The organism is Streptomyces sp. NPDC001381 (genome assembly GCF_042895685.1).
Lineage (GTDB): Bacteria > Actinomycetota > Actinomycetes > Streptomycetales > Streptomycetaceae > Streptomyces.
Window position 1 is genome coordinate 984580 of record NZ_JBIAWO010000003.1, and the last position, 26014, is coordinate 1010593.

Here is a 26014-nt window from a genome sequence, read left to right on the forward strand (position 1 = left end):
GCTGTTCAGACGGTGAGACCTCGAACCAGGAGGTCGAGCAGAGCACACCCGAACAGGGCAATCCCGATGAAGCCGTTGACGGAGAAGAACGCCCTGTTCAGGCGGGACAGGTCGTGGGGGCGCACGATCGAGTGCTCGTAGACGAACGCGCCCGCGACGATCAGCAGGCCCAGCCAGAAGAACGCGCCCGCGCCGGTCAGCAGGGCGTACCAGACGAAGAGGGCCGTGGTGACGGCGTGGCAGACGCGGGCGGACCGGATCGCCGCCGGGATGCCGAAGCGGGCCGGGACCGACATGACGCCGGTCGCGCGGTCGGTCTCGACGTCCTGGCAGGCGTAGATCAGGTCGAAGCCGCCGATCCAGATGCCGACGGCGAGACCGAGGACGACCGCGTCCCAGGACCACTCCCCGGTGATCGCCAGCCAGCCGCCGATCGGGCCCATCGCCTGGGCCAGGCCCAGGATGGCCTGGGGGAAGTTCGTGAAGCGTTTGCCGTACGGGTAGACGACCATGGGGACGACCGCCACCGGCGCCAGCGCCAGGCACAGGGGGTTGAGCAGCGCCGCCGAGCCGAGGAAGACCGCGACCGCGATCAGCGCGCCCGTCCAGGCGTGGCGGACGGACACCGCGCCCGTGACCAGCTCGCGCTGGGCCGTGCGCGGGTTGCGGGCGTCGATCTCCCGGTCGATGATCCGGTTGACCGCCATCGCGAAGGTGCGCAGGCCCACCATGCAGACGGTGACCAGGAGCAGCCGCCCCCAGTGGATGTTCCTGTCCATCTGGAACATCGCCGTGAGGGACGCGATGTAGGCGAAGGGCAGCGCGAAGACCGAGTGCTCGATCATCACCAGGCGGAGGAAGGCCTTGGTGCGTCCCGGCTGCGGAAGCGCTGCGGAAGCGGAGCTCACAGCCCGTACTCCTTCCACCGGCGGTCGACCTTCGCCGCCGTCTCCGGGTCCGGCAGCACCATGTCCGGCCAGCCGCCGTCGCGGGTGTAGCCCTCCTCGGGCCACTTCTTCGTCGCGTCGATGCCCGCCTTGCCGCCCCAGAACTGCTGGTAGGAGGCGTGGTCGAGGTGGTCGACGGGACCTTCGACGACCGTGAGGTCACGGGCGTAGTCCGTGTTGCCGAGGGCCCGCCAGGCGACCTCGTGCAGGTCGTGGACGTCGCAGTCGGAGTCGACGACCACGATCAGCTTGGTCAGGGACATCATGTGGGCGCCCCAGACGGCGTGCATGACCTTCTGCGCGTGCTTGGGGTACTTCTTGTCGATCGAGACGATCGCGCAGTTGTGGAAGCCGCCCGCCTCGGGGAGGTGGTAGTCCACGATGTCCGGGACGATGATCTTCAGCAGCGGCAGGAAGAAGCGTTCCGTCGCGCGGCCCAGCGGTCCGTCCTCCGTCGGGGGGCGGCCCACGACGATCGACTGGAGCAGGGGGCGACGGCGCATCGTCACGCAGTCGATCTTCAGGGCGGGGAAGGGCTCCTGCGGGGTGTAGAAGCCGGTGTGGTCGCCGAAGGGGCCCTCCGGCAGCATCTCGCCGGGTTCCAGCCAGCCCTCCAGGACCACCTCCGCCTGCGCCGGGACCTGGAGCGGGACGGTCTTGCAGTCGACCATCTCGATCCGCCTGCCCGCGAGGAACCCGGCGAACAGGTACTCGTCGATGTCACCGGGGAGCGGTGCGGTGGAGGCGTAGGTGACCGCGGGCGGGCAGCCGAAGGCGATCGCCACCGGGAGGCGCTCACCGCGCCGGGCCGCCACCTGGTAGTGGTTGCGGCTGTCCTTGTGGATCTGCCAGTGCATGCCGATCGTGCGCTTGTCGTGGCGCTGGAGGCGGTACAGCCCGAGGTTGCGGATCCCGCTCTCCGGGTCCTTGGTGTGGGTCAGACCGAGGTTGAAGAAGGAGCCGCCGTCCTGCGGCCAGGTGAAGAGGGCGGGCAGCTGCTCCAGGTCCACCTCGTCGCCGTGCAGGACGACTTCCTGCACCGGCGCGTCCTTCACCTTCTTCGGCGGCACGTGCGTCATCGCGCCGAGTTTCCCGAACGCCTCGCGCACGCCCACGAACCCGTGCGGCAGTTCGGGCCGCAGCAGTCCGCCGATCTTCTCGCTGATCTCGCCGTACGACTTCAGGCCGAGTGCCTTGAGGAGCCGCCGGTCGGTGCCGAACACGTTCATCGCGAGGGGCATGCTCGACCCCTTCACGTTCTCGAAGAGCAGCGCGGGACCGCCGGACTTCTGGACCCGGTCGACGATCTCCCCGACCTCCAGATACGGATCGACCTCCGCCTTGACGCGCTTGAGGTCGCCTTCACGCTCCAGTGCCCTGAGCAGGGAACGAAGATCGTCGTAAGCCATGTGTCCCAGTATCGGCCACCGGCTACCCTGACCCCGTCACCGGGGCGGCCCCACGCCCTGTCGCCGTCTTCTGGGAGAACCCGCCACCATGCTCAGGTATCTGCCGTTCCTGCTGGTCCTGGCGCTGTGGATCTATGCGTTCATCGACTGCCTGAACACCCCGGAGGAAGAGGTGCGGGGGCTGCCGAAGGTGGTGTGGGTGCTCATCATCCTGCTCTTCGGCGAGGTGCTGGTCGGTCCGGTGGCCTGGCTGGTGGCGGGCAAGGTGCGGCGCGCCCCGGCGGGCGGGGCCGCGGCCGGCGCCCCGGGCGGCACGTGGGTCGCGCCCGACGACAACCCGGAGTTCCTCAAGTCCCTCAAGGACGAGAAGGGCGACAGGGAGGACGAGGGCGAGAAGGCGAAGGACGACGAGCGGCTCCTCAGGGACTGGGAGGCCGACCTGCGCCGCCGCGAGGAGGAGCTCAAGCGCCGTGAGTCCGGCGAGGACCCCAGGGAGGGCTGAGCCCGGGGATGGCGGAGCCGGGGAGGGTCCGGCGCCCTACAGGTTGTACGCCGCCGAGGCGCCCGGAGCGGACAATGCGCCTCTGGGCCGCAAGGGGTGGGAACCGGACACTTACCTCGCATGACGACTGCACCCGCCGACTCTGCCGGCACCCTCACCCCCGAGTACGGCGACAAGGTCATCGCCGTCGAGACGGCGGGCTCGGAGCCCATCCCCGACGCCGAACGGCACGGCTCCCCACGCCAGTTGCTGTGGACCTGGGCCTCCCCGAACATCGAGTTCGCGACCGTCTACATCGGCGTGATCCCGGTCCTGTTCTTCGGCCTGAGCTTCTGGCAGGCCACGGCCGCGATCGTCCTCGGCACCGCGCTGGGCGCGGTCACCCAGGGCGTGCTGTCCCTGGACGGGCCCCGGTTCGGCGTCCCGCAGATGGTGGTGGGCCGGCTCTCCTTCGGCCACCGGGGGAACATCCTGCCCTCCGCGGCCAACGGCCTGGTCGCGGGTGTCGGCTGGTTCGCGGTGAACAGCGTGAGCGCGGCCTTCGCCCTGAACACACTGACCGGTCTGCGTCCCCTCCCCTCCCTCCTCCTGGTGGTGGTGGCCGAGATCCTCATCGGCTTCATCGGCCACAACTTCGTCCACACCTTCGAGAAGTACGCCTTCCCGGCCCTCGCCGTGATCTTCCTGCTGGCCGGCCTGAGCACCTTCGACCACGCGGACCTCGGCGGGGGCGGCGCGGGCGGCGGCATCGGCGGGTTCCTGCTGGCGTTCAGCGCGGCCTGGGGCTACGCGGCGGGCTGGAACCCGTACGCCGCCGACTACTCCCGCTACCTCCCGCGCACCGCGGACAGGTTCCGCACGGTGCTCCACCCGGCGGTCGGCCTGTTCGTCTCGGTCTCCCTCGTCGCCGTCGTCGGCGCGGCCTCGGCGACGATCGCGGCCCCGCCGGACGCCACCCCGACGGCCGCCTTCACCGGCCATCTCCCCGGTTGGCTCGGCGACCTGGTGCTGATCGCCATCATCCTCGGCGCGGTCTCGGCGAACGCCCTCAACGTGTACTCCGGGGCGATCTCCCTCACCGCCCTCGGCCTGGACCTCCCCTCCTGGCTGAGCCGCGGCGTGCTGGTCGTGGTGTCGGGTGCGGCGGGGACGGCGGCGGCCTGGGCGTCCTTGTCGGACGCCGGCGCGGCCTACGAGGCGTTCCTGCTGGTCATCGCGTACTGGGTGGCACCGTGGCTGGGGGTCGTCCTGACGGAGCGTTGGCTCCGGGGCCGCACGGTCTCGGACCAGGAACTCTCCGCCCGCCTGTCCGACCGTTCCTTCACCAACCGGCCGGGCATCGCGGCCCTGTTGGCCGGCGTCGCCGTCTCGGTCCCCCTCTTCTCCAACCAGGAGAAGTACGTCGGCTACGTGCCCGCCCACTGGCCGTCGTTCGGCGACATCACCCCGCCGGTGGGGTTCGTGGTGGCCGCGGGCGTGTACGCGGCGCTGCGGGGACGGGCCCGCGCGACGGTCAGTCCCTGAGGACCAGGTCCAGCAGGCCCGGGAAGCGGGCGTCGAACTCCTGGCGGCGCAGGCGGTTGACGCGGCGGGGGCCCTCGTCGCGTTGTTCGACGAGGCCCGCGGCGCGCAGGACGGCGAAGTGGTGGCTGAGCGCGGCCTTGCCGACGGGGACGTCGAAGCTGCCGCAGGAGCGGGTCCACTCGGGCGAGCCGGCCAGTTCACGGACCAGGGTGATCCGTACCGGGTCGGCGAGCGCGGCGAGCGCGGCGGGGACCGGGACGTCGTCGGGGTGGGTGTGCTCGGGGGCGACCCGATGACCGGTGTTCGCCACGCGGTCCTCCTCGGGGGTGCGGCTTGCCGACTGTTCGACGAAAACCATACACTCACGAGTGTTCGCTTTTCATTGAACAGTTGTCGAGCCAAGGGTGAGGTGTGCCATGCGCGCGGTCGAGATCCGGGAGTACGGCGGTCCGGAGGTCCTGCGTCCCTCGGAGGTGCCGTTCCCCGAACCCGGACCCGGGCAGGTGAGCATCGACGTGGCCTACGCCGGGGTGAACTTCGCCGACCTCCTGGCCCGCGGCTCCGGCTACCGCGTGCCGGCCCTGCCCTTCCGGCCCGGCCTGGAGGTCTCCGGACGGGTCCGGGCGGTCGGCGCCGGCGTGGACGGTCTGGCCGTCGGCCAGGAGGTGGCCGCGCTCACCGGCGCGGGTGGCTACGCGGAGGTCGCGGTGGCGGAGGCGGCGACGGTCTTCCCGCTGCCGGACGGCGTCGACCTGCGCACGGCGGCGGCCCTCCCCACGGTGCTGCCGACGGCGTACGGCCTCCTCCACGCGGTGGGCCGGCTCCAGCCGGGCGAGACCGTCCTCGTGCAGAGCGCGGCAGGCGGAGTCGGCACGGTGGTGGGGCAGCTGGCCAGGGCCGCGGGTGCGGGCGCGGTGTACGGCGTGGTGTCGTCGGCGGCCAAGGCCGAGTACGCCCGCGGGTACGGCTACGACGACGTGTTCGTCGGCGACTTCGAGAAGGCGGTGCGGGCGGCGACCGGCGAGCGCGGGGTGGACCTGGCCCTGGACCCGGTCGGCGGCGAGACCCTCAAGGGCTCCCTGGCCTCCCTCGCGGTCTTCGGCCGTCTGGTCTCCTTCGGCAACGCGAGCGGGGCCGAGCCGTGGGGCGTGGGGCAGCCGGACCTGGCTCCGCACGGTCTCTCGGTCGGCGCCTTCTCCATCCTCACCCTGTCGCAGACCGCCCCGGCCCGGCTGCGGGCGCTGGCCGAGCGGGCCTTCGCGAAGGTCGGCGACGGGACGGTGTCCGTCCCCGTCACCGCGGAGTTCCCGCTGGAGGACGCGGCGGAGGCCCACCGCCTGATGGGCGCCCGCACCAGCACGGGGAAGCTGCTGCTCAGGGTGTAGCGGCCGGCCTTCGGGACCGGGCGGGTCTCCTTCAGGGCCGGGCGGGCGTCCGGTGGACCGCCTGGTCGCCGTGGGGTCCGAACAGGTGCAGGATCTCCACCGCTTCGGCGCCGGCGGGACCGAACCAGTGCGGTTCGGCGGTGTCGAACTCGGCCACCTCGCCCGGCCGGAGCGTGACCTCCCGCTCCCCGAGGACGAGGCGGAGTTCGCCGGCGAGCACGTAGAGCCATTCGTAGCCGGCGTGGGTCACCAGCCGCGGTTCGCGATGCGCGAGCACCTGCTTGAAGACCTGGACCCGGCCCGGGTACTGGGTCAGCGGCACCAGGACGCTCCCGCGCTCCCGGCTCCGCGGCCGGAGATGGACCCGCGGATCACCGGTGGCCGGAGCCGCCACCAGCTGGTCCAGCGCGACCCGGTGGGCCCGGGCGAGCGGGATCAGGAGGTCGAGCGTGGGACGCCGCAGCCCCGACTCCAGGCGCGACAGCGTGCTCACCGAGATCCCGGTGTCCGCCGCGAGGGCTTCGAGCGTGAGACCGCGGTCGCGCCGCAGGGCGCGCAGCCGTGGCCCGATGCTGTCGAGGAGTTCCGCGAGTTCGGCGTCCATACGGCCATTTTGCGGTCTTCGCAATTTTCCTGGGTCCGGGCTCTCCCCCGGCCCGAGCCTGGGCGGCAGCGATCCCGTACCGAAGGGGGCCTCCCGTGCTCACGACATCCCTGGCCGCTCCGCCCGCCCCGCTGAGCGCGCGCCGGCGCTGGACGGTGCTGGCCGTCTGCGCGTTCAGCATGTTCCTGGTGGGGGTGGACACCACCATCGTCAATGTGGGCCTGCCCGAGATCGGCCGGGGTCTGGGGGTGGGTACCCGCGGTCTGGAATGGGTCGTCGACGCCTACACCGTGGTCCTGGCCAGTCTCCTCATCGTCTCCGGCGCTCTCGCGGACCGGTTCGGACGCCGCCGGGTCTTCCGGTGCGGGCTGCTCGTCTTCGGCCTGGCGTCCCTCGCGTGCGCCCTCGCCCCGTCCCTCGGCGTGCTCGTCGCCGCCCGGGCCGTCCAGGGGATCGGGGCCTCGATGCTGAGTCCGGTGGCCCTGGCCATCGTGGTGAACGCGATGCCCGACCCGGGGGAGCGGGCCCGGGCGATCGGCGTGTGGGCGTCGGTCTTCGGGCTCAGCATGGCGGCGGGTCCGGTCACCGGCGGGTCCCTCATCGCCGCGTTCGGCTGGCGTTCGGTCTTCTGGATCAACGCGCCGGTGGTCGCCGCCGCCCTGATCCTGGTCGCCGTGGTCGTGCCGGAGTCCCGCGCGGCGCGCCCCCGGCGCCTCGATCTGCCGGGCCAGGTGCTCCTCACCGTCCTTCTGTTCCTGATCGTGGGCGTTCTCATCGAAGGACCCCGCGTCGGCTGGGCCTCGCCCGCGGCCCTCGCCGCCTACGCCCTGCTCGCGACGGCGACGGCCGGGTTCGTCCTGGCCGAACGGCGCGGCGAACAGCCCCTGATGGACCTCGGCCTCTTCCGCCGGCCCCCGTTCGCGACGGCGGTGCTCGGCGCCATGGCGGTGTTCGTCGCGCTGAACGTGGCCCTGCTGCTCAACACCCTCTACTTCCAGCACACCCGCGGCTGGACACCGCTCGCGACCGGCCTCACGACCCTGCCCATGGCGTTCGGGGCCACGCTGTGCGCGCCCTGGTCCGGCACCCTGGTGGGACGGCGCGGGCCACGGCTCCCGCTGATCCTCGCGGGCGGCTTCACCGCGGCCGGCGGTCTGTGCCTGGTGGACCTGGGCCCGGACACGGGTGTGCCGCTGATCCTCCTGGCCCATCTGCTGATCGGCGTCGGCTTCGGCTTCGCCAACGCCCCCCTCACCAACACGGCGGTCAGCGGTCTGCCGCCGTCCCGGGCCGGCGTGGCGGGCGCGGTCACCTCCACCGCTCGCCAGGTCGGCGCGGCGGTCGGCATCGCCACCGCCGGGGGCCTGGTCGCGGGCGCCGGCCCCGCCGGCATCGCGGTCGCCTCCCGTCCGGGATGGCTGCTCGTGACGGCCTGCGGACTGCTCCTCCTCGTCGCCGCCCGCGCCTCGCGGCCCCGAGCCGCCGCCGCGCCCTGATGCCTCAGGTCTGCCGCGTCCAGCGCTGGGACGCCTCCCCCGCGCAGGTCGCCGTCACCAGACCGCTGTTCATGCCCAGGTCCAGGCAGCCGCCGCCGTAGTCGCTGCGGAGCGTGCCGCCGGAGCCCGTGGTCCACAGGCGGCCGGTGTCCTGGGCGCAGTCGCCGACGAAGACGGCCTGGCCGAGGCCGTTGGAGTAGAGGCACTGGCCGGTCTGCCGGTTGACCAGTTTGAAGCTGCCGCCGGACGCGCTCCTGACCGTCCAGTACGTGGTCGAGTCCGAGCAGCTTCCGTAGTCCGCGGCGCCGAAGACCTGGGTGACGCACGTGCCGTTGTCGCCGTTGCGGTAGCGGTAGGTGCCGGTGGAGGCGGCGGGGGTGGTGGTGGCCCCGCCGCCGGTGGAGGTACCGGACCCGGCGGAGCCGCCTGAACCGCCCGATCCGCCTGAACCGCCGCCGGAGTCGCCGGAGTCGTCCGCACCGCCGGAGCCGGTCGTGCCGGAGCCGGTGTCCCGCGCGCCGTCACCGGTGTCCCCGCCTCCCGCCGCGGAGCGCCCCTTGTCCCCTTCCGCGCTGCCCTCGCTCCCCGAGGCGGACGGCGACGCCGTGCCCGACGGGCTCCCGCCCGCCCCGGACGGCGCGGGAGCCCCCGCCGACGTGGCGAGGGCGGGGGCGGACGGCGTGGCCCCCGCCTCGTCCCGCGGTGCCGCGCCGTACGGTGTCGCCTCCGGCGAACTGGCCCCGCTTCCCCTGCCGTTGATCGAGTCCCTGGTCCTGGGACCGGTCATCGGGGTCGCCCGCCGATGGCTGTCCGGCATCGACGACGTGGACCTCGGCGAGGCGGCGGACATCCTGCCGGACCGCATCTGGCGGTCCCTGAGCCCCTGAAACGCTAGGCGGAGCGCCGCACCCCGGCGACGAAGGCGGCCCAGGCCTCACGGGTGAGGAGGAGGACGGGGCCGTCGGGGGTCTTGCTGTCACGGACGGGGACGGCGGCGGGGAAATCGGGGCTTATTTCGATGCAATCGCCGCCGTTGGCTCCGCTGTAGCTGCTCTTGATCCAGGTCGTCACGGCCGTACCCTTCCATCACGTCGCCGATCAGGGCAGTGGAGTCGGAGGCTGACAGCGCGTCGGCCCTGAGCACATCATAGGTCTGGGCGTGGGCCAGGAAGACGGCCGGATCGTCACTGAAGTGCCCACGGTCCAGCGACTCGGAATAGACCCACTCGTGCCCGTCGGGCAGCCTGATCAACGACATCGAAGTGTCGGGGCGGTCGATGTCGGGACGGTCCAACGGGACCACTTGGATACGGATGTTGGGGACCTTCCCGACCCTCAGCAGGTGCGCGCACTGCTCCCGCATGACCTCGGGACCTCCCACCATGTGCCGCAGACAACTCTCGTCCAACACAACGACGTAATACGGCCCGTCCTCGGCGTAGAAGCGCTGCTGTCGGCTGAGTCGGGCCCGTACGCGCTCCTCCACGTCCTGGGTGTGCGGCAGACGACGGCCGAACAGCGCGGCGGCGTAGCCGGGAGTCTGCAACAGGCCAGGAATCACCTGCGTCTGATAGGCCCGCAGGGCCACCGCCTCCGCGTCCATCTGCGCCCTGCGCTCGAACCAGTCCGGATGCTCCACCTGCGGATACCAGTCCACCCGCCCCCACAACCGCCCCAGCACCCCACCCGAACCCAGTACTTCGTCACACTTCTTCGCGAACGACTCCTGCGGCACCCGGGTCCCCAGCTCCACCCTGGCCACCAACGAACGGTCGCAGGGGATCGCCTTCGCCAGCGCCTCCTGCGTCAGCAGCGCCCCCTCGCGGAAGTGCCGCAACAGCTCACCGAACAGCACGGCGTTGGTGGTCACCGGTCCGCCCCCCTCCGTGACAAGCGCCCTTGGCACACGTCGAGCATTGATACGCAGAGTGCCCGTACGCCACGCTCGACACACCCAGAGTCACCAAGTCGGTACGGAGAGGGAACGGACGGGGCATGACCGAACACACCGAGAACCAGTTCGAAACGGGAACGGTCGTCTACGACCCCGGCTCGGACAAGGTGGGCGAGTACCAGGGCAAGGCCGGCCCGTACGCCCTGCTGCGCCCCCTCGGCGGCGGCCGGGAGTGGGAGGCGTGCCCGGAGCTGATCCGCCCGGCCACCCCCGGGGAACGCCTCAGCGCGAGCGTCCGCGCCGCCAACTCCCGCTCGTGCCCGTGGCCGCAGGAGCCCCCCTCGCCCGTCCGCGACTGCGCCGCCTGCACCGACCTGGCCGGCCTGCGCGACGCGGCCCGCGCCCGCCGCGACGGCAGCGCGGAGACCGACGCGAACGTGCTGCTCCGCCGCCACCAACGCCGTTACCACGCGGCCTTCCTGGGCCTGAAGGAGTACACGGTCGTCCCGGACGCCTCGGCCGAGGCGGAGTACGAGACGTCGTGCACGGGCTGCCGGGCGGGCTCCGGCGCCCGGCGTGACCTCGCGGAGGTGGAGGAGTGGCAGCGCGGCCACACCCGGGAGACGGGCCACACCCGCTACCGCCGTACCGTCGCGGACTACGCGGTGTTCACCCCACGGTGATCGAGTCCAGCTTCTCGCGCAGGTAGACGTGCGAGTCGACCGGCTCGTACGCCACGCGTCCGACCGGCGCGGGCACGGACTCCACGAGCGTCCCCGGGGTGCACTCGCCGAAGTAGACGAGCGACATCAGCTCCTCGGCGGGCTCGTCGGCCGGCGGCGGGAGCACCCGGTGCCGGCCGGACCGCCACCGGTCCCCTGTCCAACGGGCCATCAGGTCGCCGATGTTGATGGTGAAGGCGTCGGGCTCGAAGGGCGCGTCCTCCCAGCCGCCCTCGTCCGTCCAGACCTGGAGCCCGCCCTTGCCGGCCTGCCGGTCGAGGATCGTCACCGTCCCGAAGTCGGTGTGCGGGCCGATCCGGAACTGGCCCGGCTCGGGCTGCCCCACGACCTCCGTGCCCGGATACCAGTTGATGTTGAAGCCGTAGGTCGGGTGGTCCATGTGCCGGGAGAAGAAGTCCCGTTCGAGGCCGAGGGCCTCCCCCAGCAGCGACAGGAGCTGCTTCTCCAGCGCGGCCATCCTCTCCAGGTACTCCTCGCACAGGCCCCGCAGCTCCGGCACCTCCGCCGGCCAGACGTTGGGCGCGTACCACTCCGCGTCGATCACCGGGTCGTCGAAGGGCTCGTGGGTGGCGAAGGTGAGCGACTCCTTGAGGTCGGGCGGGGTCTCGGTGCCCTCCGCGTAGCCGTTGGCCTCCGCGCCGGGGCCGAGCCAGCCGCGGCCGCCGACCCTGGCGCCGTAGGGCTGCTTGACCTCGTCGGGGAGGACGAAGAAGGCGCGGGCGGCCTCCCGGATCGCGGACCGGAGGGCGGGATCGACGCCGTGCCCGGTGACCAGCAGGAATCCGGCGGTCTGGAGGGCCTCGTCGACGGTACGGGCGACGGCCGCGCGGGCGGCGGCGTCGCCGGTCAGCCAGGGGCGCAGGTCGATCGTGGGAATGCGTCGATCACTCACCGATGTCCTCGTTCCACAGTGCCGGACGGTTCTTGATGAAGTCGCGCATCATCCCGGCGCACTCGGGGTCGTCGAGCAGCACGATCTCCACACCGTGCTCGGCGAGCCAGTCGTGCCCGCCGTGGAAGGTGGCCGCCTCGCCGACGATCACCCGGGAGATGCCGAACTGGCGGACCAGGCCGGAGCAGTACCAGCACGGGGAGAGGGTCGTCACCATCGTCGTGCCGCGGTACGAGCGCTGCCGGCCCGCCGCGCGGAAGGCGGCCGTCTCGGCGTGCATGGAGGGGTCGTCGTCCTGGACGCGCCGGTTGTGGCCGCGACCGAGCAGGGTGCCGTCCGGGCCGTACAGCGCGGCGCCGATCGGGATGCCGCCCTCGGCGAGACCGCTGCGCGCCTCGGCCACGGCGGTGGCCAGCCACGCGTGGGCCGTTGCCTGATCCATAGGGTCCATGACTTCACTCTGCTGTGCCGGAAACACCAGGGCAACGTGCGGAAAGTACTCTCCGGGCAGCCCGCAGCCGGACGTTCTGTCAGCGGAACCATCCGTGGAACCGTCAGCGCCCTGGAGGTCCCCGTGCCCGCACTCACCCTCCGCGAAGTCCTGGCCCTCGACCCGGTCCGGGCCGGTGAGCCCGAGCTGCTCGCCGGGGCCGGCGGCCTCGACCGCCCCGTGCGCTGGGTCCACTCCAGCGAGGTGTACGAGGGCGCCAACTTCCTCGACGGCGGGGAGCTGCTGCTGACCAACGGTTTCGGGCTCACGGACGCCGGCGACGAGGTGCGGCGCCGGTACGTGCGGGAGCTGGCCGCGCGGGGTGCGGCCGGGCTCGCGGTGGAGGTGGGGCGGTCCCTGCCGCGCATGCCGGACGAGGTGATCGACGAGGCCCGCCGGCTCGGGCTGCCGCTGCTGGCCCTGCACCGGGTGGTGCCCTTCGTACGGATCACCGAGGCCGCCAACCGGGCGATCGTGGCCCGGGGGCTGTCGGGGCGTTCCGTGGCCCGGCCCCGGGGTGACGACCACACGGCGGCCCTGCTGGCGGACCTCGCCGACCGGGCCGCCCTGAACCAGCCGGAGGTGGAGGCGCGGGCGGCTCTCGCCGGGTTCCAGCCGGGGCCGGGGGCGCGGCTGATCGGCGTCTCCGTGCACGGCGCGCGCGAGACGGGCGCGGTCGACCGGGCCGTACGCCTGCTGGGAGGCGGGGGCGTGCTGCGGGCCGCGTTCCCCGGGGACGTGCTCGCCCTGCTCGCGCTGCCCGGCGGTCGCGCCGGGGACCCCGTGCGCGCCGTCCAGGAAGTCTTCCGTACGGCGGCCGAGCCGGGGCTCACCGTCGCCGTGGGCCACGCGGTCGCGGCCGGCGGCGGCTGGCTGCGCTGGAGCGAGACCCTGCGCGCGGCCCGTACGACCCTGGAACTGGCGCTGACCGTCCCGCCCGCCGAGCCGGCCGCGCCCGGCGGCCCGCTGGTGACCTCCTCCCGCGCCTTCGCCCTGGAGCGGGAGCTGACCCGGGGCGGGGTGGACGCCAACCGGGAGCGGCTCGCCCGGATGGTCCAGCACGCCCTGGGCCCCCTTCTGGAGTGGGAGGCCGCGCATCCGAGCGACCTGGTCCGCACCCTGGAGGTCCACCTCCGCAACGGCTGCTCCCCCACCCGCACGGCCGCCCTCCTCCACATCGGCCGGCAGTCCCTCTACCAGCGGCTGGAGCGCATCGAGTCCCTGCTCGGCCTGGAGATCGGCGACCCTGACCTGCTGGGCGAGCTGCTGGCGGCGGCCTGTGCGCACCGGGTGGTGCGCGGGACGGGCGCGGCGGGGGCGGGCCTGCCGCAACAGCCCCGCCGTTTCGGCGTCTTGAGCGCTCTGTAACCTGGCCCGATCATCGTGGGCTCGTGGGAGGAACGGTCATGGTTGCTGCTCCGGTGCTGGAGGAGCTGCGGGAGGTCTGCCAGCCGCGGGCCAAGCTGGCGAGCCGCAACGGCGAACACTGGGCGGGGCGGCTGTACATGCGCCGTGTCTCGCTGCGCTTCACCCGTCAGCTGGTGCGCACCCCGGTCACGCCGGACCAGCTCACCTGGACGATGGTGGTGTGCGGAGTGCTGTCCGGGGCCGCCCTGCTGATACCGGGGCTCGCCGGTGCCGTCCTCGCCGCCCTCTTCATGCAGCTGTTCCTGCTGTTCGACTGCGTGGACGGCGAGGTCGCCCGCTGGAAGGGGCAGAACAGCGCGACCGGCATCTACGTCGACCGGCTCGGCGCCTACCTCGCGGACGCGGCGCTGATGATCGGCTTCGGCTTCCGGGCCGCGGAGTCCGGGCTCGGGGAGTGGCACGGTTTCAACGGCTGGGTGTCCCTCGGCCTCGCGACCGCCCTCGGGGTCGTCCTGCTGAAGGCCTCCACCGACCTGGTGGACGTGGCCCGGGCCCGGCGCGGGCTGGCCGTCGCCGACGACGAGGCCGCCGCGCCGCGCTCGCAGGGCGTGGCCTCGGTGCGCCGGCTCGCCGCCGCCTTCAAGATCCACCGGGTGACCAACGGCATCGAGGCCTCCCTGGTCCTCCTGGTCGTCGCGTTCGCCGACGCGGCGACCGGGGGCATCGAGCCGACCCGCTGGGCGCTGGCCGCCATCGCCGTGATCACCTGGCTGATGGTGCCGGCCCATCTGCTGTCGATCCTGTCGTCGTCCCGGCTGCGGTGACGGCCCGCGGGCCCGCCGGTCACGCGCCCAGCAGCGCCAGGATCCGGTTCACCGCCTCGACGACCGGCTGCCCCACGGCACCGATCGTGGCCGCGATGCCGGCGACGGCCAGCAGGGCGCGGTGACGTTCCTGCACCGGTGTCGTGGCGTCCGCGGTGAGGGCGGGCAGGGAGTCGTCGAGGGCCTGGGCGCTGGCCGCCGGGATCTGCGGGCGCAACTCCCGCAGCAGCGCCAGCAGTTCGGAGACCGCCGCCTCCAGCTCGGGTGAGGCGGGGGCGGGGGCGGCCGCCTGGTTCTTGATCATGCCGACGTTGCCGCTGCCGCCGTGCATGTTCACGTTGTCGCCGTAGTAGTTGTTGGTGCTCACGCGCTCGCCATCCCCACGTTGCCGCTGCCGCCGTACATGTTGACGTTGTCGCCGAAGTAGTAGTTCTTCGGGCTGATCGTGATGCTCTCCACCCGCACCTGGAACTCCGTCTCGGGGTTCTCGATCGCGTGCGCGATCCGGCCGACGAGCTGGTTCAGGTGGTGCGGGTCTCGGCTGGTGACCACGGCCTGGGAGGGGCCGGAGGTCTCGACGGCCAGTACGTGGTGCGACTGCGCGCCGAGGACCTGGAGCATCTCGATCAGGGCGTAGACCACCACACCGGCCGAGCCCAGCCACACGAACGTCATCAGACCGCTGCCGGTGTCCCGGTCCGCGACCATGGTGATACCGCTGAGCACGGTGAGGGTGAGGGCCACGGCCCCGGTGATCAGGAGGATCCTCAGGAAGCGCACCACGGCCTCCTTGCGCCGCGGATGGATCGTGAGCGTGTACACCCGCGCGACGTTGTGCAGCGGATAGCAGGCCCCGCCGACCCACAGCAGCCGCTTGCTGACCCGCAGATCGAGTCCCGGTAAGTGCGTCGGCGGCCCGGGCGGCGGGGGCGGGACGTCGAAGTGTCCCGGCGGTTCCGGTGTCGTCATCAAGTCCCCCATGAGTTGAGTGAGTTGCGGGTGACACCCGTCACTCTTCGAGCACCATTAACTACGGGAGACGTCCGAAGGGCAAGCCGATACCTCGGGGCGGGCCCCGGAACCCTCTCCGGCAACACCCCCTCCAACTGCCCCCCGTGGTGGCGGTGAACGGCTGCTCGAACTGACCACCCCCGCACCCGGCGGGCGTTCCCGGGACGCCGGGCGCCCGCCGGTGCAGCAGGACGATGCCCACCACCAGGCGGCATCACCCAGCGTGACGAAGCACTACGAGACGTCCCGAGGCCCCTTCGACACCGCGAACAGCTCGCTCAGATATTCGAATCGAGTCTGCCAGGCCGGCTCCGCCCCGGAGTCCGGCGGCTCCCCGCCCTCGTACTCGTGCGTGAAGCGCAGGACCGAGGCGGTGTCCCCGTCCCGCTCCAGATGGAAGCGGACGCGGCCGATGGCCGGGAAGGTGTACTCGGCGACCCGGTCCACGTCCCAGGCGGTGACCCGGCCCTCCCCCGGCCCCCGCAGCACGACCGCGCCGCCAAGCCGGGGTTCGAGCAGATCCACCTCGGCCCACCAGGCCGCCAGCCCGTCCGGCGTGCTCACCGCCGGCCAGACCGTCTCCATGGGGACCGGGAGCCGTACCAGGAGGTGCATGACACCAGCGTGACCCCTGGAAGCCGGTTCCGCACGGTTACGGCCGCTCGCCCCGCTCGTCGACGACCGTCCGCTCCAGGACGGCGGTGCGGGCGGTCACATCCCCCTTCTTGAAGCCCCAGGGCAGGTCCTCGACGGCCACCTCGCGCTCGCCGAGGAACTCCTTGGTCTTCTTGTCGAAGATCAGCTCGAGGCGCTCCCCGTCGTCGATCCGGGCCACCGCGACCCCGTGCCGGCCCGCCGCGTCCACCGCGTCGTCGATCACGAACACGCCGGAGATCCTGGCGGCGGCTCGGTAGAGGGCGGCGGCCTGGGCGGGCGGCATCAGGGACTCGCGTGCGAGGTCACCCACGAGGACGAAGTTGGCCTCGTCCTTACTGCTGCCGCCCTGGCTGACATCCTTGATCCATTCGAACATCTTGTCGGGGTCGGTCGGCAGAGTCTGGAGGTGGCGGTAGTTCGTGTTGGACGGGATGCCGGGGGTCTGAGCCTCCAAGGATTCGTTGCGGAACCCCTTGTAGGGCTCCTCCAGCAGGCCTTCCTTCTTGCCGTCCGCCGAGAGCCACACCTCGCGTTCGTGGACGGGATCGAGCTTCGCGGGCCCGTCCCCGTCCTGCGTGGTCCAGGCGACCTTGCTCTTGATGTACACGAACTGGTCGTCGCGGATGTCGCTCGGCACGTCCGCGTGCTCGGCGGCGAGCGCGATGTCCTCCAGCAGGGCCGCCGCCTGCCGCGAGGCGGCCGGCGGCGCGGGGTCGCCGGACGGCACGGTGAGGGGGACGACGACGGCCGTCACGGCCGCGACGGCGCCCGCGACCAGCGCGGTGCGCAGGAAGCGCCTGCGAACGGGGGCTACGGTCGGTTCCCGCCGGATCTCGGTCATCAGATGCTCCTTGAGGAGTCGGTGACGGCCCGGCGGAAGGTCCTGGTCAGGCAGTTGGCTCATGGGTTTCCCTCCCTCAGGGGCCCGACCGCGGTGGCGCGGTCTCCTCTCATCTGTCCGGCGCCGTGCGAGAGTTCCATATATTTCGCGAGCTTTGTCCGCGCCCTCGACAGCCGCGACCGTACGGTCCCCACGGGCACCCCCAGCGCCTCGGCGGCGGCCCGGTAGTCCAGCCCGGACCACACGCACAGCGCCAGCACCTCGCGATCGGCCCGCCGCAGCCGCGTCAGGGCGGTGCGTACGAGGTCCAGCCGGGCTGCGTCGTCCAGCCGCCCGGCGACCTCGTCGGCGAAGTCCCGTACGGCCTCGTCGCGGGGCAGCCGGGACAGGGCCGCCGCGTGCCGGCGGGCGGCGCGGCGGGTGTTGCGCGTGACGTTGGTGGCGATGCCCAGCAGCCAGGGGCGCAGGGAGCCGCCGTCCTCGTCGAGCTTGCCGCGCAGCCGCCAGGCGTCCAGGAAGGTCAGCGAGACGACCTCCTCGGCGACCGCCCACTCCCCGGTGAGCCGGAAGGCGTGGTTGTAGACGGAGCGCGCGTAGGCGTCGAAGAGCTCACCGAAGGCGTCGTGGTCCCCCGCGCGGATGCGTCTTCGCAGATTCGTATCCACGCCCCTCTTCCTGTCCGTACGACGAAGGCCGGTTCCCGTGACTCAGGTCACAGGGAACCGGCCTTCGGGGCCAGGGCGTCAGACCCCGGCGTACGAGTGCTTGCCGCTCACGAAGATGTTGACGCCGTAGTAGTTGAACAGCCAGCAGGCGAAGGCGATCAGGGCCAGGTAGGCGGCCTTGCGGCCCTTCCAGCCGGCCGTGGCGCGGGCGTGCAGGTAGCCGGCGTACGCGACCCAGGTGATGAAGGACCAGGTCTCCTTCGGGTCCCAGCCCCAGTAGCGGCCCCAGGCGTCACCCGCCCAGATCGCGCCCGCGATGATCGTGAACGTCCACAGCGGGAAGACGGCCGCGTTGACGCGGTAGGAGAACTTGTCGAGGGAGGCGGAGGACGGCAGCCGGTCCAGGAACGAGTTGGCGAACTTCCCGGGCTTGCCGCCGGTCGCGAGCTTGTTCTCGTAGTTGTCCTTGAAGAGGTACAGCATCGTGGCGACCGCGCCGACGTAGAACACCGCGCCGCAGAAGATCGCGGTGGAGACGTGGATGTACAGCCAGTACGAGTGCAGCGCCGGGACCAGCTGGTCGCTCGCCGTGTAGAGGACCGTGACCGCGAGGCCCAGGTCGAGCAGGACCGTGGTGATCAGGAACAGGCCGAGCCAGCGCACGTTCTTCTTCAGCGCCAGCAGGCCGAGGTACACGCCGACGGCCACCGTGGAGAAGGTGATGTTGAACTCGTACATGTTGCCCCAGGGCGCCCGCTCCACCGACGCCGCGCGGGCGATCACGCCGCCCAGCTCGACCAGGAACGCGAGCACCGTGAGGGACACGGCGATCCGGCCGTACATGTCGCCCTGCACGTCCCCGCCGTGCGCGCCCGGCCCGTCGGGCACGTCCCGGGTGCCGGACGTGGAGCGGACGACGACCTGCGGGCGCTCCAGTACGGCGGTGCCGCCGTTCTTCTTGACGGTGACGGCCGGGCCCGCGGCCTTCGCCTTCGCGCCGGCGGTCAGCGCGGCGGCGGTACGGCCGACCTTGCTGCGGCTGCCGAAGAGCCACTCCGCGATGTACGCGAAGAAGGCCAGGGTGTAGACGGCCATCGCGGAGTAGATCAGCGTGTTGCTGATACTCGCGAGGTGTTCGTTGGTCGCGGCGGCGAGAGTCACTTCTCAGGCCCTTCGGCAGGTACGACGTGAGGGTCGGGGGAATCGGGGTCGTTCTCGGGGCCGGGGGCCCCGGGAGCCTGGTCGTACAGGATCCCGGCGAGGTCGCCGAGCTCCTCGGGCACCTTGGCGGACTCGCTGCGGCCGAGCCCGGCCATCTCGACGACGGTCACCCCGTCGGCGCCCTTCACCGCGCGCACCCACACCCGGCGGCGCTGGATGAACAGGGAGCCGGCGAGACCGAAGATCGCGGCGAGTGCGCCGGTCAGCGCCCAGCCGCTCGCGGGCTGCTGGGTGACCTGGAAGTTGGCCCACTGCCTGGTGCTCTCGTAGGTGATCGAACCGGCGCCGTCCGGGAGCGTGAGGGTCTCGCCGGGCCTGAGGTTCCCGCGCAGCTGGAGGTCCTTGGAGTCCTTGAACCCCTTCATGTGGGACGTGTCGAGCTGGTACACGCTCTGCGGGATGCCCGAGTTGACGCCGAGATCGCCGTGGTAGGGCTCCAGGTTCAGCACCGGGTTGCGCAGCGCGGGGAACGTGGAGCCCACCTCGTTGCCCTCGGTGTACGTCGGCAGGAACGTGGCCTTGATGCCGAGCTGCTCGCTCACGCCCTTGGCGTCCCGGTAACCGTCGTAGACCTTGATCACGCCGGAGGAGGTGACGTTGGCGTCCAGCGGGAGCAGCGGTACGGCGTCGTGGAAGACGACGTCGCCCTTGCCGTCGCGGACGGTGATCACGGGGGCGTAGCCGTGGGCGGTGAGGTAGACCTTCGAGTCGTCGATCTCCAGCGGGTGGTTGACCTTGACGACGGTCTTCTTCTCCTTGCCGTAGGCGCCGACGCTGTAGGTGAGGGCGGCCTGGTAGGTGCGCGGAGTGCCCTTGTTGGGGCCGCTCTCCTCGTACGTCCCGGTGAACTTCTTCAGGTCGAAGCTGAACGGTGTCAGGGCGTCGACGCCGAAGAGGTTGCCGGACTTGAAGTCGTCGTAGGAGGGCAGCACGTTGGAGAAGCCGTCGCCCTCGACGACCAGTTTGTTGCCCTCGGACTTGTAGAGCTGGCCCCAGGCGAAGGCGACCAGCATCACGATCAGGGCCATGTGGAAGACGAGGTTGCCGACCTCGCGGAGGTAGCCCTTCTCGGCGGCGACGGCGTCCCCGGCGAGGTGTGCGCGGAAGCGGCGCTTCTTGAGCAGGGCGAGCGCGGCCTCGCGGACCTGCTCCGGCTCGGCCCCGGTGCGCCAGGTCGTGTAGGCGGGCAGCCGGGTCAGCCGCTTGGGGGCGCCCGGCGGGCGGCCGCGCAGCTGGCCCACGAACTGCCAGGTGCGGGGCACGATGCAGCCGATGAGGGAGACGAACAGCAGGATGTAGATCGCGGAGAACCACACCGAGCTGTAGACGTTGAAGAGGCCGAGCTTGTCGTAGACCGGCGCGAGAGTGGTGTGCCGCTGCTGGAAGTCGGCGACCTTCGTGGCGTCGTTGCCGGTCTGCGGGATCAGCGAGCCGGGGATCGCGCCGAGCGCCAGCAGCAGCAGGAGCAGCAGGGCGACGCGCATGGAGGTGAGCTGGCGCCAGAACCAGCGGGCCCAGCCGACGACACCGAGGGCGGGGACGTTGGCCAGGGTCTCCACGGGCGCGGTGGACAGCTGGGAGCCCGCGGCGCCGAGGTCCGGCTCCTCGGGAGCGGCGGGCGTCTCGCTGACTGTGCTCTTGCTCATGGATCAGATCCCCACGGTGAAGCCGGCGGACCAGGACTGAAGGTCCTGCACGATTCGGTCCCACGCACCGGTCAGCAGCAGCAGACCGGTCACGATCATCATCGTGCCGCCGATCCGCATCACCCACGCGTAGTGGCGCTTGACCCAGCCGAAGGCGCCGAGCGCCTTGCGGAAGGCGACCGCGGCGAGCACGAAGGGCACGCCGAGACCGAGGCAGTAGGCGACGGTCAGTATGGCACCGCGGCCGGCACTCGCCTCGTTGTAGGAGAGCGCGATCACCGAGGTCAGGGTCGGGCCGATGCACGGCGCCCAGCCGATGCCGAACAGCGCGCCCAGCAGCGGGGCGCCGATCAGGCCGGCGACGGGCTTGCGGTGGAAGCGGAACTCCCGCTGGCTCATCCAGGGCATCAGGCCCATGAAGAAGACACCCATGACGATCATGAGGACGCCGAGCACCTTCGACAGGACGGCCTTGTGTTCCTGCAGGTTGTCGCCGAAGTAGCCGAACAGGGCACCGCTGGAGACGAACACCGCGGTGAAGCCGAGTACGAAGAGGGAGGCGCCGGCGACCATCCGCCCGCGCCGGGCCTCGGCCAGATCGGTGCCCGCGACTCCGGTGACGTACGAGAGGTAGCCGGGGACGAGCGGCAGGACGCACGGGGAGAAGAAGGACACCAGTCCGCCGAGGAGGGCGATGGGCAGGGCCAGCAGCAGGGCCCCGTTCATCACCGTCTGGTTGGGGTCGGTCGCCGCGGCGAGCGTGGTGACAGCGCTCACGTCACTTCTCCGCGAGGACCGGGGTGATCATCTTGCGCAGCTTCTCCTCGCTGAGCGCGGCCAGCGAGCGGGCGGCGATCCTGCCCTCGCGGTCGATGACCAGGGTGGAGGGGATGGCCTGCGGGTTGAGGGTGCCCTTGTCGAAGCGGAGCAGCAGCTTGCCCGTCGGGTCGTACAGGCTGGGGTAGGTGATGCCGTACTGCTTGTCGAAGGCGACGGCGTTCTTGCTGCTGGTGTCGCGGGTGTTGATGCCGACGAACTGCACGCCGTCGGCGCCGAGGTCGTCGTAGACCTTCTGGAAGTTGGGCGCCTCGGCCCGGCAGGGGGCGCACCAGGAGCCCCAGATGTTGAGGACGACGACCTTGCCCTTGTAGTCGGCGACATCGAGCTGCTTGCCGTCGATGGTCTTGCCGGACAGGTCGGGCGCCGCGTCCCGCTCCCCCTTCCCTGCGGTGGAGATGCCGTCCTTGCCCATCACGAAGTTCGTGTCACCGCCTCCGCCGGAGGTGCCTCCGGAGGTGCAGGCGGACAGCAGCAGCGTCGCGGCGGCAGCGGCGACGGCAACGGACACGGGGGTGCGGCTGGCACTCATGTGAAAAGTTTCGCATGCCCGTTCTGGGGATCTTGCGCACCCCCCGCGCGGGTGGAAAACCGCATTTCAGGCGGCGGTTCCGGTGGGGCTGGGGGAGCCGGCGATGTCCTTGAGGAACTCCTTCCAGCCCCCGGCCGGCTGCTGTCCGACCTCCAGGGTGCGCAGCTTGGCCAGCACCTCCGGCTTCTGCACGTCCATCCAGTCCACGAACTGCCGGAAGGAGACCAGGCGCACGTCCGCGCCCTTCTCCTTCTCCCGCGCGATGTGCTTGAACGACTCCTCGACGGCGTCCATGTAGATGCCGCCGTTCCACTGCTCGAAGTGGTTGCCGACGAAGAAGGGCGCGCGGTTCGTCTCGTATGCCCGCTTGAATCCGGATATGTACGCCTGGGCGGACTGCTGCCGCCAGCCCGGGTAGTTGTGGCTCGGGGCGTTGGTCGAGTTGATCGACTGGTTGGCGAGCATGTTGTAGTCCATGGAGAGGACCTCGAACGAGCGTCCGGGGAAAGGTATCTGCTGCAACGGCAGGTCCCAGAGCCCCTGCTTCTTCTGCGGCCAGGTCTGACGGCCGCCCGGCGAGGAGGCGTCGTAGCGCCAGCCGAGGGCGCGGGCGGTGGGCAGCAGGTTGTCCTGGCCGAGGAGGCAGGGCGTACGGCCGCCGACGAGTTCCTTCTCGTAGTCGAAGGGGAGGGCCGGCAGGTCGGTCCAGCCGGTGTTGGTCCGCCACTCCTTGACGAAGCCCTTCGCCTGGTCGATCTCGCTGCGCCACTGCCGCGGCGTCCAGTTGCCGACGCTGCCGCTCCCGCCGCAGAAGTGCCCGTTGAAGTGGGTGCCTATCTCGTGCCCCTCCAGCCAGGCCCGGCGCACGTTGGTGAGCGTCATCCGCACGTGCTCGTCGGTGAGGTACCCGATGTCGGAGGCGCCGCGCGGGTTGTTCGGGGGGTCGTAGAGCCGCTTCTTCGACTCGGGCAGCAGATAGAGCCCAGAGAGGAAGAAGGTCATGGACGCGCCGTGCTCCTTGGCGAGGTCCAGGAAGCGCGGGAAGAGACCGTTGCCGACCTCGCCGGCCCCGTCCCAGGAGAAGACGACGAACTGCGGCGGCTCCTGGCCCGGCTCCAGCGGCTCGGGCTTCGCGGGCTGGTGGGGCTGCTTGCCGGTGAAGGACGTGGAGCCGTCGCCGAGGGGGCGCGCGGAGGGCTTGGGGCTGCCGGAGCCCTTCTTGCCGGACCGGCCGGAACCGCCGGGCGCGCCCGGCCCGTCCGAGTCGGTGAGACCGCCGCACCCCGCGAGTCCGGCAGCGGCGGCGGCCCCGGCACCGAGTCCGAGTGCTCCCCTTCGGGTGATGGCGCGCATGGCAACCCCGTTCGTCACGTTCCCTGGTGGTCACCCATTCAGAGCACATGGCGAACGAGGAGGTTCCGCTGATACTTCCGGATTCCGTAACAGAACGGAGCAGAGGCAACCAGAAAGGCCTTACATCCCGAAAGGTTCCGGTCGATAAGGCACTTAGGCCCCGAATGCCTTGCCCTGTCCCTGCCCCTTCACCGGCCTGGCACCGGCGCGCAGGTGGACCGGCACGAGGTCGATGGCCGGCTCGCTGTAGCCGACCGAGACGATCCTGTCGCCCTGGTAGGTGAAGGTCGTCAGCGAGGCGAGCGTGCACTGCCGCTTGCGCGGGTCGTGCCACAGCCGGCGCCGCTCGACGTAGGACCGCACGATCCAGATCGGCAGCTGGTGGCTGACGAGCACGGCCTCGTGCCCGCGGGCCGCGTCCTTGGCGGCGTCGAGGGCCCCCTTCATCCGGACGACCTGGTCGACGTACGGCTCGCCCCAGGACGGCCGGAACGGGTTGACGAGGTGCTTCCAGTTCTCGGGCCGGCGCAGCGCCCCGTCCCCGACCCCGAAGGTCTTCCCCTGGAAGACGTTGCCGGCCTCGATGAGCCGCGAGTCGGTGGCGAGGTCGAGGCCGTGCGCCTTGGCGATCGGGGTCGCCGTCTCCTGCGCCCGCTCCAGCGGCGAGGCCACGACATGCGTCACGTCGCGGGAGGCGAGGTGCTCGGCGACCCGGTCGGCCATCTGCCGGCCGAGCTCGGAGAGGTGGTAGCCGCCGAGACGGCCGTAGAGGATCCCGTCCGGGTTCTCGACCTCGCCGTGCCGCATGAGGTGGACGACGGTGATGTCCTGGGAGCCGTTGCTGTTGCTCTCGGGCGTGGTCATGCTGCTGTGGCCTCCGCAGCCGCTCGGGCCGCCGCCGGAAGGGCGTCGGCGATCCGCTGGATGGCCCGGTCGTCGTGGGCCGTGGACACGAACCAGGACTCGAAGGACGACGGCGGCAGATAGACGCCGTTCGCCAGCAGCGAGTGGAAGAAGGCGGTGAAGCGGAAGGACTCCTGTGCCTTGGCGTCCTCGTAGGTGCGGACCGGGCGGTCCGTGAAGAAGACGGAGAACATGTTGGAGGCGCTCTGCAGGGTGTGCGCGACGCCCTCCTTGGCCAGCGCCCCGGAGACCAGCGCCTGGATCTGCTCGGACACCGCGTCGACCCTGGCGTACGCGGCGTCGTCGAGGAGGCGGAGCTGGGCGAGGCCGGCGGCGGTGGCGACCGGGTTCCCGGAGAGGGTGCCGGCCTGGTAGACGGGCCCGGCCGGGGCGAGGTGCGCCATGACGTCGGCCCGCCCGCCGAAGGCGGCCGCGGGGAAGCCGCCGCCCATGACCTTGCCGAAGGTCATCAGGTCGGGCCTGACCCCGTCGATCCCGTACCACCCGGCGCGGCTGGTCCGGAAACCGGTCATGACCTCGTCGGAGATGTACAGCGCGCCGTTCTGCGCGCACGCGTCCTTCAGCCCCTGGTTGAAGCCGGGCAGCGGCGGTACGACGCCCATGTTCCCCGGGGAGGCCTCGGTGATCACGCAGGCGATCTCACCGGGGTGCCGGTGGAAGGCCTCGTGCACCGCCTCCAGGTCGTTGTACGGCAGGACGATCGTGTCGCCGGCCTGCGCGCCGGTGACACCCGGGGTGTCCGGCAGCGCGAAGGTGGCGACGCCGGACCCGGCCGCCGCGAGCAGCGAGTCGACGTGGCCGTGGTAGCACCCGGCGAACTTGATCACCTTGGTGCGCCGGGTGAAACCGCGGGCGAGCCGGATCGCCGACATGGTCGCCTCGGTCCCGCTGGAGACCAGCCGCACCTGCTCCACGGGCTCGACGCGCGCCACGATCTCCTCGGCGAGCGCCACCTCGCCCTCACCGGGCGTACCGAAGGAGGTACCGCGGGCGACGGCTTCCTGGACGGCCGCGATGACCTCGGGGTGGGAGTGCCCGAGGATCATGGGACCCCAGGAGCAGACGAGGTCGACGTACTCCCGCCCGTCGGCGTCGGTCAGGTACGGACCCGTACCGGACACCATGAAGCGGGGCGTCCCGCCCACGGCACGGAAGGCACGGACCGGCGAGTTCACACCGCCCGGCGTGACGGCGGCCGCTCGGTCGAACAGCGCCTGCGAGACAGGCGCATCGTATGAATAGGGCAGTTCGGTCATGACCTGCGGCTTCTCCGACCTTCTCCGACTTGCTGGACTCCGGTTGCCAGTGACTCCCCAGGGTAGGCCAGTGCGGACGGCGGGCACCGGACGGCCGGTGCCGCCTCCCCGTCGGCGCCTCCCCCGCCGTCCGTCATCTGCGAAACTGAGACGGACTGAGCCTGATAGACGTAGCTCACAACGACCGGGTGTCCAGTGGCTGCGAAGATCCTGCGGACAGGTGTTTCAACGCACGTTTCGGCGGGCGGCCGTGGGGGAGGTCACTGACACGATGATCGGGTTGCGCGGCCGGGGCCACGCGTCCTAGAAAAGCAGTCGGGTGGAGATATGCATCGCGGTGGCGGACTGGGCGAGGGGACTGACGACCTGGGTCCTCGACGTGCCCGGCGGGGAAGGCACCGGCGCGACGCGGAGGAAGCCAACGAAGCACGGCAGAGCCAGGGCATGAACCAGGGTGTACCGAACGAGCCCGAGCGGGCCGACCGGCGAGTCGACCGCAGGGTCGATCGCCTCCGGGCGGAGAGCAGGAATGGTGGTCGGGTGGGGGTGACGTACAAGTACTTCGGCGCGCCGGACGGCGCGACGGCGGCCCGCGTCCCGATCTCGATGCGCCCCGAGGAACTCGGCGGCGACGAGCTCGGCATGAACGGCATGTTCACCAAGATCAAGCCGGAGACGATGGCCGCGATGGTCCTGACCGGCATCGAAGGCGTCCCCCTGCACAAGGTGCCCCCGCTCGAGCTGGTCGTCCTGCACCCCGACTACGCGGTCGTGAAGCTCCCCATGACCGTCGTGGACCCCCTCCGCGACATCGGCGAGGAAGCGGTGGGCGCGGCGGCCTTCATCTGGTCCACGGTCCCGGACCGGGGCGGGCCGCGCGACGCGTTCAACGTGTACCAGCTGCTGCACGAATGGCAGGACTTCTCGCATCGGCTGCATGAGGCGGGGCATCAGCCTTATTGCCTGGTGTGGCCCTGACCTCGGGTTTCGTGG

29 protein-coding genes and 1 pseudogene are annotated in these 26014 nt (G+C 71.4%); 9 read left to right on the plus strand and 21 right to left on the minus strand.

The genetic code is table 11. From position 1 onward, the window contains the following. Positions 1-5: 5 nt before the first annotated feature. Positions 6-908 carry a menaquinone biosynthesis prenyltransferase MqnP gene (gene mqnP, locus ACFY2L_RS18115; RefSeq protein WP_390657998.1) on the minus strand — a complete coding sequence of 301 codons (903 nt, stop codon included), beginning with the start codon at positions 906-908 and terminating at the stop codon, positions 6-8. Beyond that, positions 905-2356: a menaquinone biosynthesis decarboxylase gene (locus ACFY2L_RS18120; protein WP_390822763.1), complete on the minus strand. Its 1452-nt coding sequence runs from the start codon at positions 2354-2356 to the stop codon at positions 905-907. Before ACFY2L_RS18120 ends, mqnP begins: the two co-directional genes overlap by 4 nt. 88 nt (positions 2357-2444) lie before the next feature. Here ACFY2L_RS18120 and ACFY2L_RS18125 point away from each other — a divergent pair, with 88 nt between their 5' ends. Both ACFY2L_RS18125 and ACFY2L_RS18130 read left to right on the plus strand, forming a co-directional pair. Next, complete coding sequence (locus ACFY2L_RS18125; protein WP_390657996.1) at positions 2445-2858, plus strand: PLD nuclease N-terminal domain-containing protein; 414 nt, start codon at positions 2445-2447, stop codon at positions 2856-2858. Positions 2859-2978: 120 nt separating this feature from the next. Continuing rightward, entirely contained in the window at positions 2979-4382 is a 1404-nt protein-coding gene (locus ACFY2L_RS18130) for a purine-cytosine permease family protein (RefSeq protein WP_390822764.1), read from the plus strand. Here the strand turns inward: ACFY2L_RS18130 and ACFY2L_RS18135 are convergent. Beyond that, positions 4372-4740, minus strand: coding sequence for an ArsR/SmtB family transcription factor (locus ACFY2L_RS18135; protein WP_390822765.1), 369 nt, complete (start codon positions 4738-4740; stop codon positions 4372-4374). The genes ACFY2L_RS18130 and ACFY2L_RS18135 overlap by 11 nt on opposite strands. 58 nt (positions 4741-4798) lie before the next feature. On the opposite strand from ACFY2L_RS18135, the gene ACFY2L_RS18140 reads away from it, so the two are divergent. Continuing rightward, positions 4799-5767, plus strand: a complete 969-nt coding sequence (locus ACFY2L_RS18140) for a zinc-binding alcohol dehydrogenase family protein (RefSeq protein WP_390822766.1) — start codon at positions 4799-4801, stop codon at positions 5765-5767. 31 nt (positions 5768-5798) lie between these two features. Here ACFY2L_RS18140 and ACFY2L_RS18145 read toward each other — a convergent pair whose 3' ends face one another. Then, positions 5799-6371, minus strand: a complete 573-nt coding sequence (locus ACFY2L_RS18145; RefSeq protein ID WP_390657992.1) for a helix-turn-helix domain-containing protein — start codon at positions 6369-6371, stop codon at positions 5799-5801. A 95-nt stretch (positions 6372-6466) separates the two neighbouring features. Between ACFY2L_RS18145 and ACFY2L_RS18150 the strand changes: the two genes are divergently transcribed. After that, positions 6467-7867, plus strand: a complete 1401-nt coding sequence (locus tag ACFY2L_RS18150; RefSeq protein WP_390822767.1) for an MFS transporter — start codon at positions 6467-6469, stop codon at positions 7865-7867. 4 nt (positions 7868-7871) lie between these two features. Here ACFY2L_RS18150 and ACFY2L_RS18155 read toward each other — a convergent pair whose 3' ends face one another. Further along, on the minus strand, positions 7872-8654 hold the full coding sequence (locus ACFY2L_RS18155; RefSeq protein ID WP_390822768.1) for a ricin-type beta-trefoil lectin domain protein: 783 nt from the start codon (positions 8652-8654) through the stop codon (positions 7872-7874). Here ACFY2L_RS18155 and ACFY2L_RS18160 point away from each other — a divergent pair. Continuing rightward, positions 8587-8754, plus strand: a pseudogene (locus tag ACFY2L_RS18160) (TetR/AcrR family transcriptional regulator); the annotation flags it as partial. The gene ACFY2L_RS18155 and the pseudogene ACFY2L_RS18160 overlap by 68 nt on opposite strands. Before the next feature lie 4 nt (positions 8755-8758). Here the strand turns inward: ACFY2L_RS18160 and ACFY2L_RS18165 are convergent. Then, complete coding sequence (locus ACFY2L_RS18165) at positions 8759-8887, minus strand: DUF397 domain-containing protein (protein ID WP_390822831.1); 129 nt, start codon at positions 8885-8887, stop codon at positions 8759-8761. Continuing rightward, positions 8844-9737 (minus strand): Scr1 family TA system antitoxin-like transcriptional regulator, encoded by an 894-nt coding sequence (locus ACFY2L_RS18170; RefSeq protein ID WP_390657989.1) that lies wholly within the window; start codon positions 9735-9737, stop codon positions 8844-8846. Before ACFY2L_RS18170 ends, ACFY2L_RS18165 begins: the two co-directional genes overlap by 44 nt. Before the next feature lie 125 nt (positions 9738-9862). Between ACFY2L_RS18170 and ACFY2L_RS18175 the strand changes: the two genes are divergently transcribed. Further along, positions 9863-10444: a hypothetical protein gene (locus ACFY2L_RS18175; protein WP_390822769.1), complete on the plus strand. Its 582-nt coding sequence runs from the start codon at positions 9863-9865 to the stop codon at positions 10442-10444. Here the strand turns inward: ACFY2L_RS18175 and ACFY2L_RS18180 are convergent. Both ACFY2L_RS18180 and ACFY2L_RS18185 read right to left on the minus strand, forming a co-directional pair. Continuing rightward, entirely contained in the window at positions 10431-11396 is a 966-nt protein-coding gene (locus tag ACFY2L_RS18180; RefSeq protein WP_390822770.1) for an isopenicillin N synthase family dioxygenase, read from the minus strand. The genes ACFY2L_RS18175 and ACFY2L_RS18180 overlap by 14 nt on opposite strands. After that, positions 11389-11847: a nucleoside deaminase gene (locus ACFY2L_RS18185; RefSeq protein ID WP_390657986.1), complete on the minus strand. Its 459-nt coding sequence runs from the start codon at positions 11845-11847 to the stop codon at positions 11389-11391. Before ACFY2L_RS18185 ends, ACFY2L_RS18180 begins: the two co-directional genes overlap by 8 nt. 123 nt (positions 11848-11970) lie before the next feature. Here ACFY2L_RS18185 and ACFY2L_RS18190 point away from each other — a divergent pair, with 123 nt between their 5' ends. Next, positions 11971-13254 (plus strand): PucR family transcriptional regulator, encoded by a 1284-nt coding sequence (locus ACFY2L_RS18190; protein WP_390657985.1) that lies wholly within the window; start codon positions 11971-11973, stop codon positions 13252-13254. 38 nt (positions 13255-13292) lie between these two features. Beyond that, on the plus strand, positions 13293-14078 hold the full coding sequence (locus ACFY2L_RS18195) for a CDP-alcohol phosphatidyltransferase family protein (RefSeq protein ID WP_390657984.1): 786 nt from the start codon (positions 13293-13295) through the stop codon (positions 14076-14078). A gap of 19 nt (positions 14079-14097) precedes the next feature. On the opposite strand, the gene ACFY2L_RS18200 is transcribed toward ACFY2L_RS18195, so the two are convergent. The 12 genes from ACFY2L_RS18200 to hemL all read right to left on the minus strand — a co-directional run bounded on the left by ACFY2L_RS18200 (position 14098) and on the right by hemL (position 25021). Next, the gene (locus ACFY2L_RS18200; protein WP_390657983.1) at positions 14098-14445 is read right to left on the minus strand and encodes a hypothetical protein; all 348 of its coding nucleotides are present in this window, start codon (positions 14443-14445) and stop codon (positions 14098-14100) included. After that, positions 14442-15047: a DUF6232 family protein gene (locus ACFY2L_RS18205; RefSeq protein WP_390657982.1), complete on the minus strand. Its 606-nt coding sequence runs from the start codon at positions 15045-15047 to the stop codon at positions 14442-14444. The genes ACFY2L_RS18200 and ACFY2L_RS18205 overlap by 4 nt, the downstream gene beginning before the upstream one ends. Before the next feature lie 276 nt (positions 15048-15323). Further along, positions 15324-15704 carry an SRPBCC domain-containing protein gene (locus ACFY2L_RS18210; protein WP_390657981.1) on the minus strand — a complete coding sequence of 127 codons (381 nt, stop codon included), beginning with the start codon at positions 15702-15704 and terminating at the stop codon, positions 15324-15326. Between the two features lie 37 nt (positions 15705-15741). Next, the gene (locus ACFY2L_RS18215; protein ID WP_390822771.1) at positions 15742-16650 is read right to left on the minus strand and encodes a CU044_5270 family protein; all 909 of its coding nucleotides are present in this window, start codon (positions 16648-16650) and stop codon (positions 15742-15744) included. Beyond that, positions 16647-17252: an RNA polymerase sigma factor gene (locus ACFY2L_RS18220; protein ID WP_390822772.1), complete on the minus strand. Its 606-nt coding sequence runs from the start codon at positions 17250-17252 to the stop codon at positions 16647-16649. Before ACFY2L_RS18220 ends, ACFY2L_RS18215 begins: the two co-directional genes overlap by 4 nt. 78 nt (positions 17253-17330) lie before the next feature. Continuing rightward, on the minus strand, positions 17331-18413 hold the full coding sequence (gene ccsB, locus ACFY2L_RS18225; RefSeq protein WP_390657978.1) for a c-type cytochrome biogenesis protein CcsB: 1083 nt from the start codon (positions 18411-18413) through the stop codon (positions 17331-17333). After that, positions 18410-20119 carry a cytochrome c biogenesis protein ResB gene (locus ACFY2L_RS18230; RefSeq protein WP_390822773.1) on the minus strand — a complete coding sequence of 570 codons (1710 nt, stop codon included), beginning with the start codon at positions 20117-20119 and terminating at the stop codon, positions 18410-18412. Before ACFY2L_RS18230 ends, ccsB begins: the two co-directional genes overlap by 4 nt. A gap of 3 nt (positions 20120-20122) precedes the next feature. Continuing rightward, the gene (locus tag ACFY2L_RS18235; protein WP_390657976.1) at positions 20123-20896 is read right to left on the minus strand and encodes a cytochrome c biogenesis CcdA family protein; all 774 of its coding nucleotides are present in this window, start codon (positions 20894-20896) and stop codon (positions 20123-20125) included. 1 nt (position 20897) lies between these two features. Next, positions 20898-21488, minus strand: coding sequence for a TlpA family protein disulfide reductase (locus ACFY2L_RS18240; RefSeq protein WP_390657975.1), 591 nt, complete (start codon positions 21486-21488; stop codon positions 20898-20900). A 66-nt stretch (positions 21489-21554) separates the two neighbouring features. Beyond that, entirely contained in the window at positions 21555-22841 is a 1287-nt protein-coding gene (locus ACFY2L_RS18245; protein WP_390822774.1) for a hypothetical protein, read from the minus strand. 153 nt (positions 22842-22994) lie between these two features. After that, on the minus strand, positions 22995-23705 hold the full coding sequence (locus ACFY2L_RS18250) for a histidine phosphatase family protein (RefSeq protein WP_390822775.1): 711 nt from the start codon (positions 23703-23705) through the stop codon (positions 22995-22997). After that, positions 23702-25021, minus strand: a complete 1320-nt coding sequence (gene hemL, locus ACFY2L_RS18255; protein ID WP_390657972.1) for a glutamate-1-semialdehyde 2,1-aminomutase — start codon at positions 25019-25021, stop codon at positions 23702-23704. The genes ACFY2L_RS18250 and hemL overlap by 4 nt, the downstream gene beginning before the upstream one ends. Positions 25022-25348: 327 nt before the next feature. Between hemL and ACFY2L_RS18260 the strand changes: the two genes are divergently transcribed. Next, positions 25349-25999, plus strand: coding sequence for a hypothetical protein (locus ACFY2L_RS18260; RefSeq protein ID WP_390657971.1), 651 nt, complete (start codon positions 25349-25351; stop codon positions 25997-25999). Positions 26000-26014: the final 15 nt, after the last annotated feature.

Coding starts and splice junctions, on each gene's coding strand:
- ACFY2L_RS18185 (WP_390657986.1), bottom strand. CDS start 11,847: ATGGACCCTATGGATCAGGCAACGGCCCACGCGTGGCTGGCCACCGCC.
- ACFY2L_RS18120 (WP_390822763.1), bottom strand. CDS start 2,356: ATGGCTTACGACGATCTTCGTTCCCTGCTCAGGGCACTGGAGCGTGAA.
- ACFY2L_RS18195 (WP_390657984.1), top strand. CDS start 13,293: ATGGTTGCTGCTCCGGTGCTGGAGGAGCTGCGGGAGGTCTGCCAGCCG.
- hemL (WP_390657972.1), bottom strand. CDS start 25,021: ATGACCGAACTGCCCTATTCATACGATGCGCCTGTCTCGCAGGCGCTG.
- ACFY2L_RS18215 (WP_390822771.1), bottom strand. CDS start 16,650: ATGAGCCAACTGCCTGACCAGGACCTTCCGCCGGGCCGTCACCGACTC.
- ACFY2L_RS18240 (WP_390657975.1), bottom strand. CDS start 21,488: ATGAGTGCCAGCCGCACCCCCGTGTCCGTTGCCGTCGCCGCTGCCGCC.
- ACFY2L_RS18230 (WP_390822773.1), bottom strand. CDS start 20,119: ATGAGCAAGAGCACAGTCAGCGAGACGCCCGCCGCTCCCGAGGAGCCG.
- ACFY2L_RS18245 (WP_390822774.1), bottom strand. CDS start 22,841: ATGCGCGCCATCACCCGAAGGGGAGCACTCGGACTCGGTGCCGGGGCC.
- ACFY2L_RS18140 (WP_390822766.1), top strand. CDS start 4,799: ATGCGCGCGGTCGAGATCCGGGAGTACGGCGGTCCGGAGGTCCTGCGT.
- ACFY2L_RS18135 (WP_390822765.1), bottom strand. CDS start 4,740: ATGGTTTTCGTCGAACAGTCGGCAAGCCGCACCCCCGAGGAGGACCGC.
- ACFY2L_RS18260 (WP_390657971.1), top strand. CDS start 25,349: ATGCATCGCGGTGGCGGACTGGGCGAGGGGACTGACGACCTGGGTCCT.
- ACFY2L_RS18210 (WP_390657981.1), bottom strand. CDS start 15,704: ATGCACCTCCTGGTACGGCTCCCGGTCCCCATGGAGACGGTCTGGCCG.
- ACFY2L_RS18205 (WP_390657982.1), bottom strand. CDS start 15,047: ATGACGACACCGGAACCGCCGGGACACTTCGACGTCCCGCCCCCGCCG.
- ACFY2L_RS18145 (WP_390657992.1), bottom strand. CDS start 6,371: ATGGACGCCGAACTCGCGGAACTCCTCGACAGCATCGGGCCACGGCTG.
- ACFY2L_RS18155 (WP_390822768.1), bottom strand. CDS start 8,654: ATGACCGGTCCCAGGACCAGGGACTCGATCAACGGCAGGGGAAGCGGG.
- ACFY2L_RS18125 (WP_390657996.1), top strand. CDS start 2,445: ATGCTCAGGTATCTGCCGTTCCTGCTGGTCCTGGCGCTGTGGATCTAT.
- ACFY2L_RS18175 (WP_390822769.1), top strand. CDS start 9,863: ATGACCGAACACACCGAGAACCAGTTCGAAACGGGAACGGTCGTCTAC.
- ACFY2L_RS18250 (WP_390822775.1), bottom strand. CDS start 23,705: ATGACCACGCCCGAGAGCAACAGCAACGGCTCCCAGGACATCACCGTC.
- ACFY2L_RS18130 (WP_390822764.1), top strand. CDS start 2,979: ATGACGACTGCACCCGCCGACTCTGCCGGCACCCTCACCCCCGAGTAC.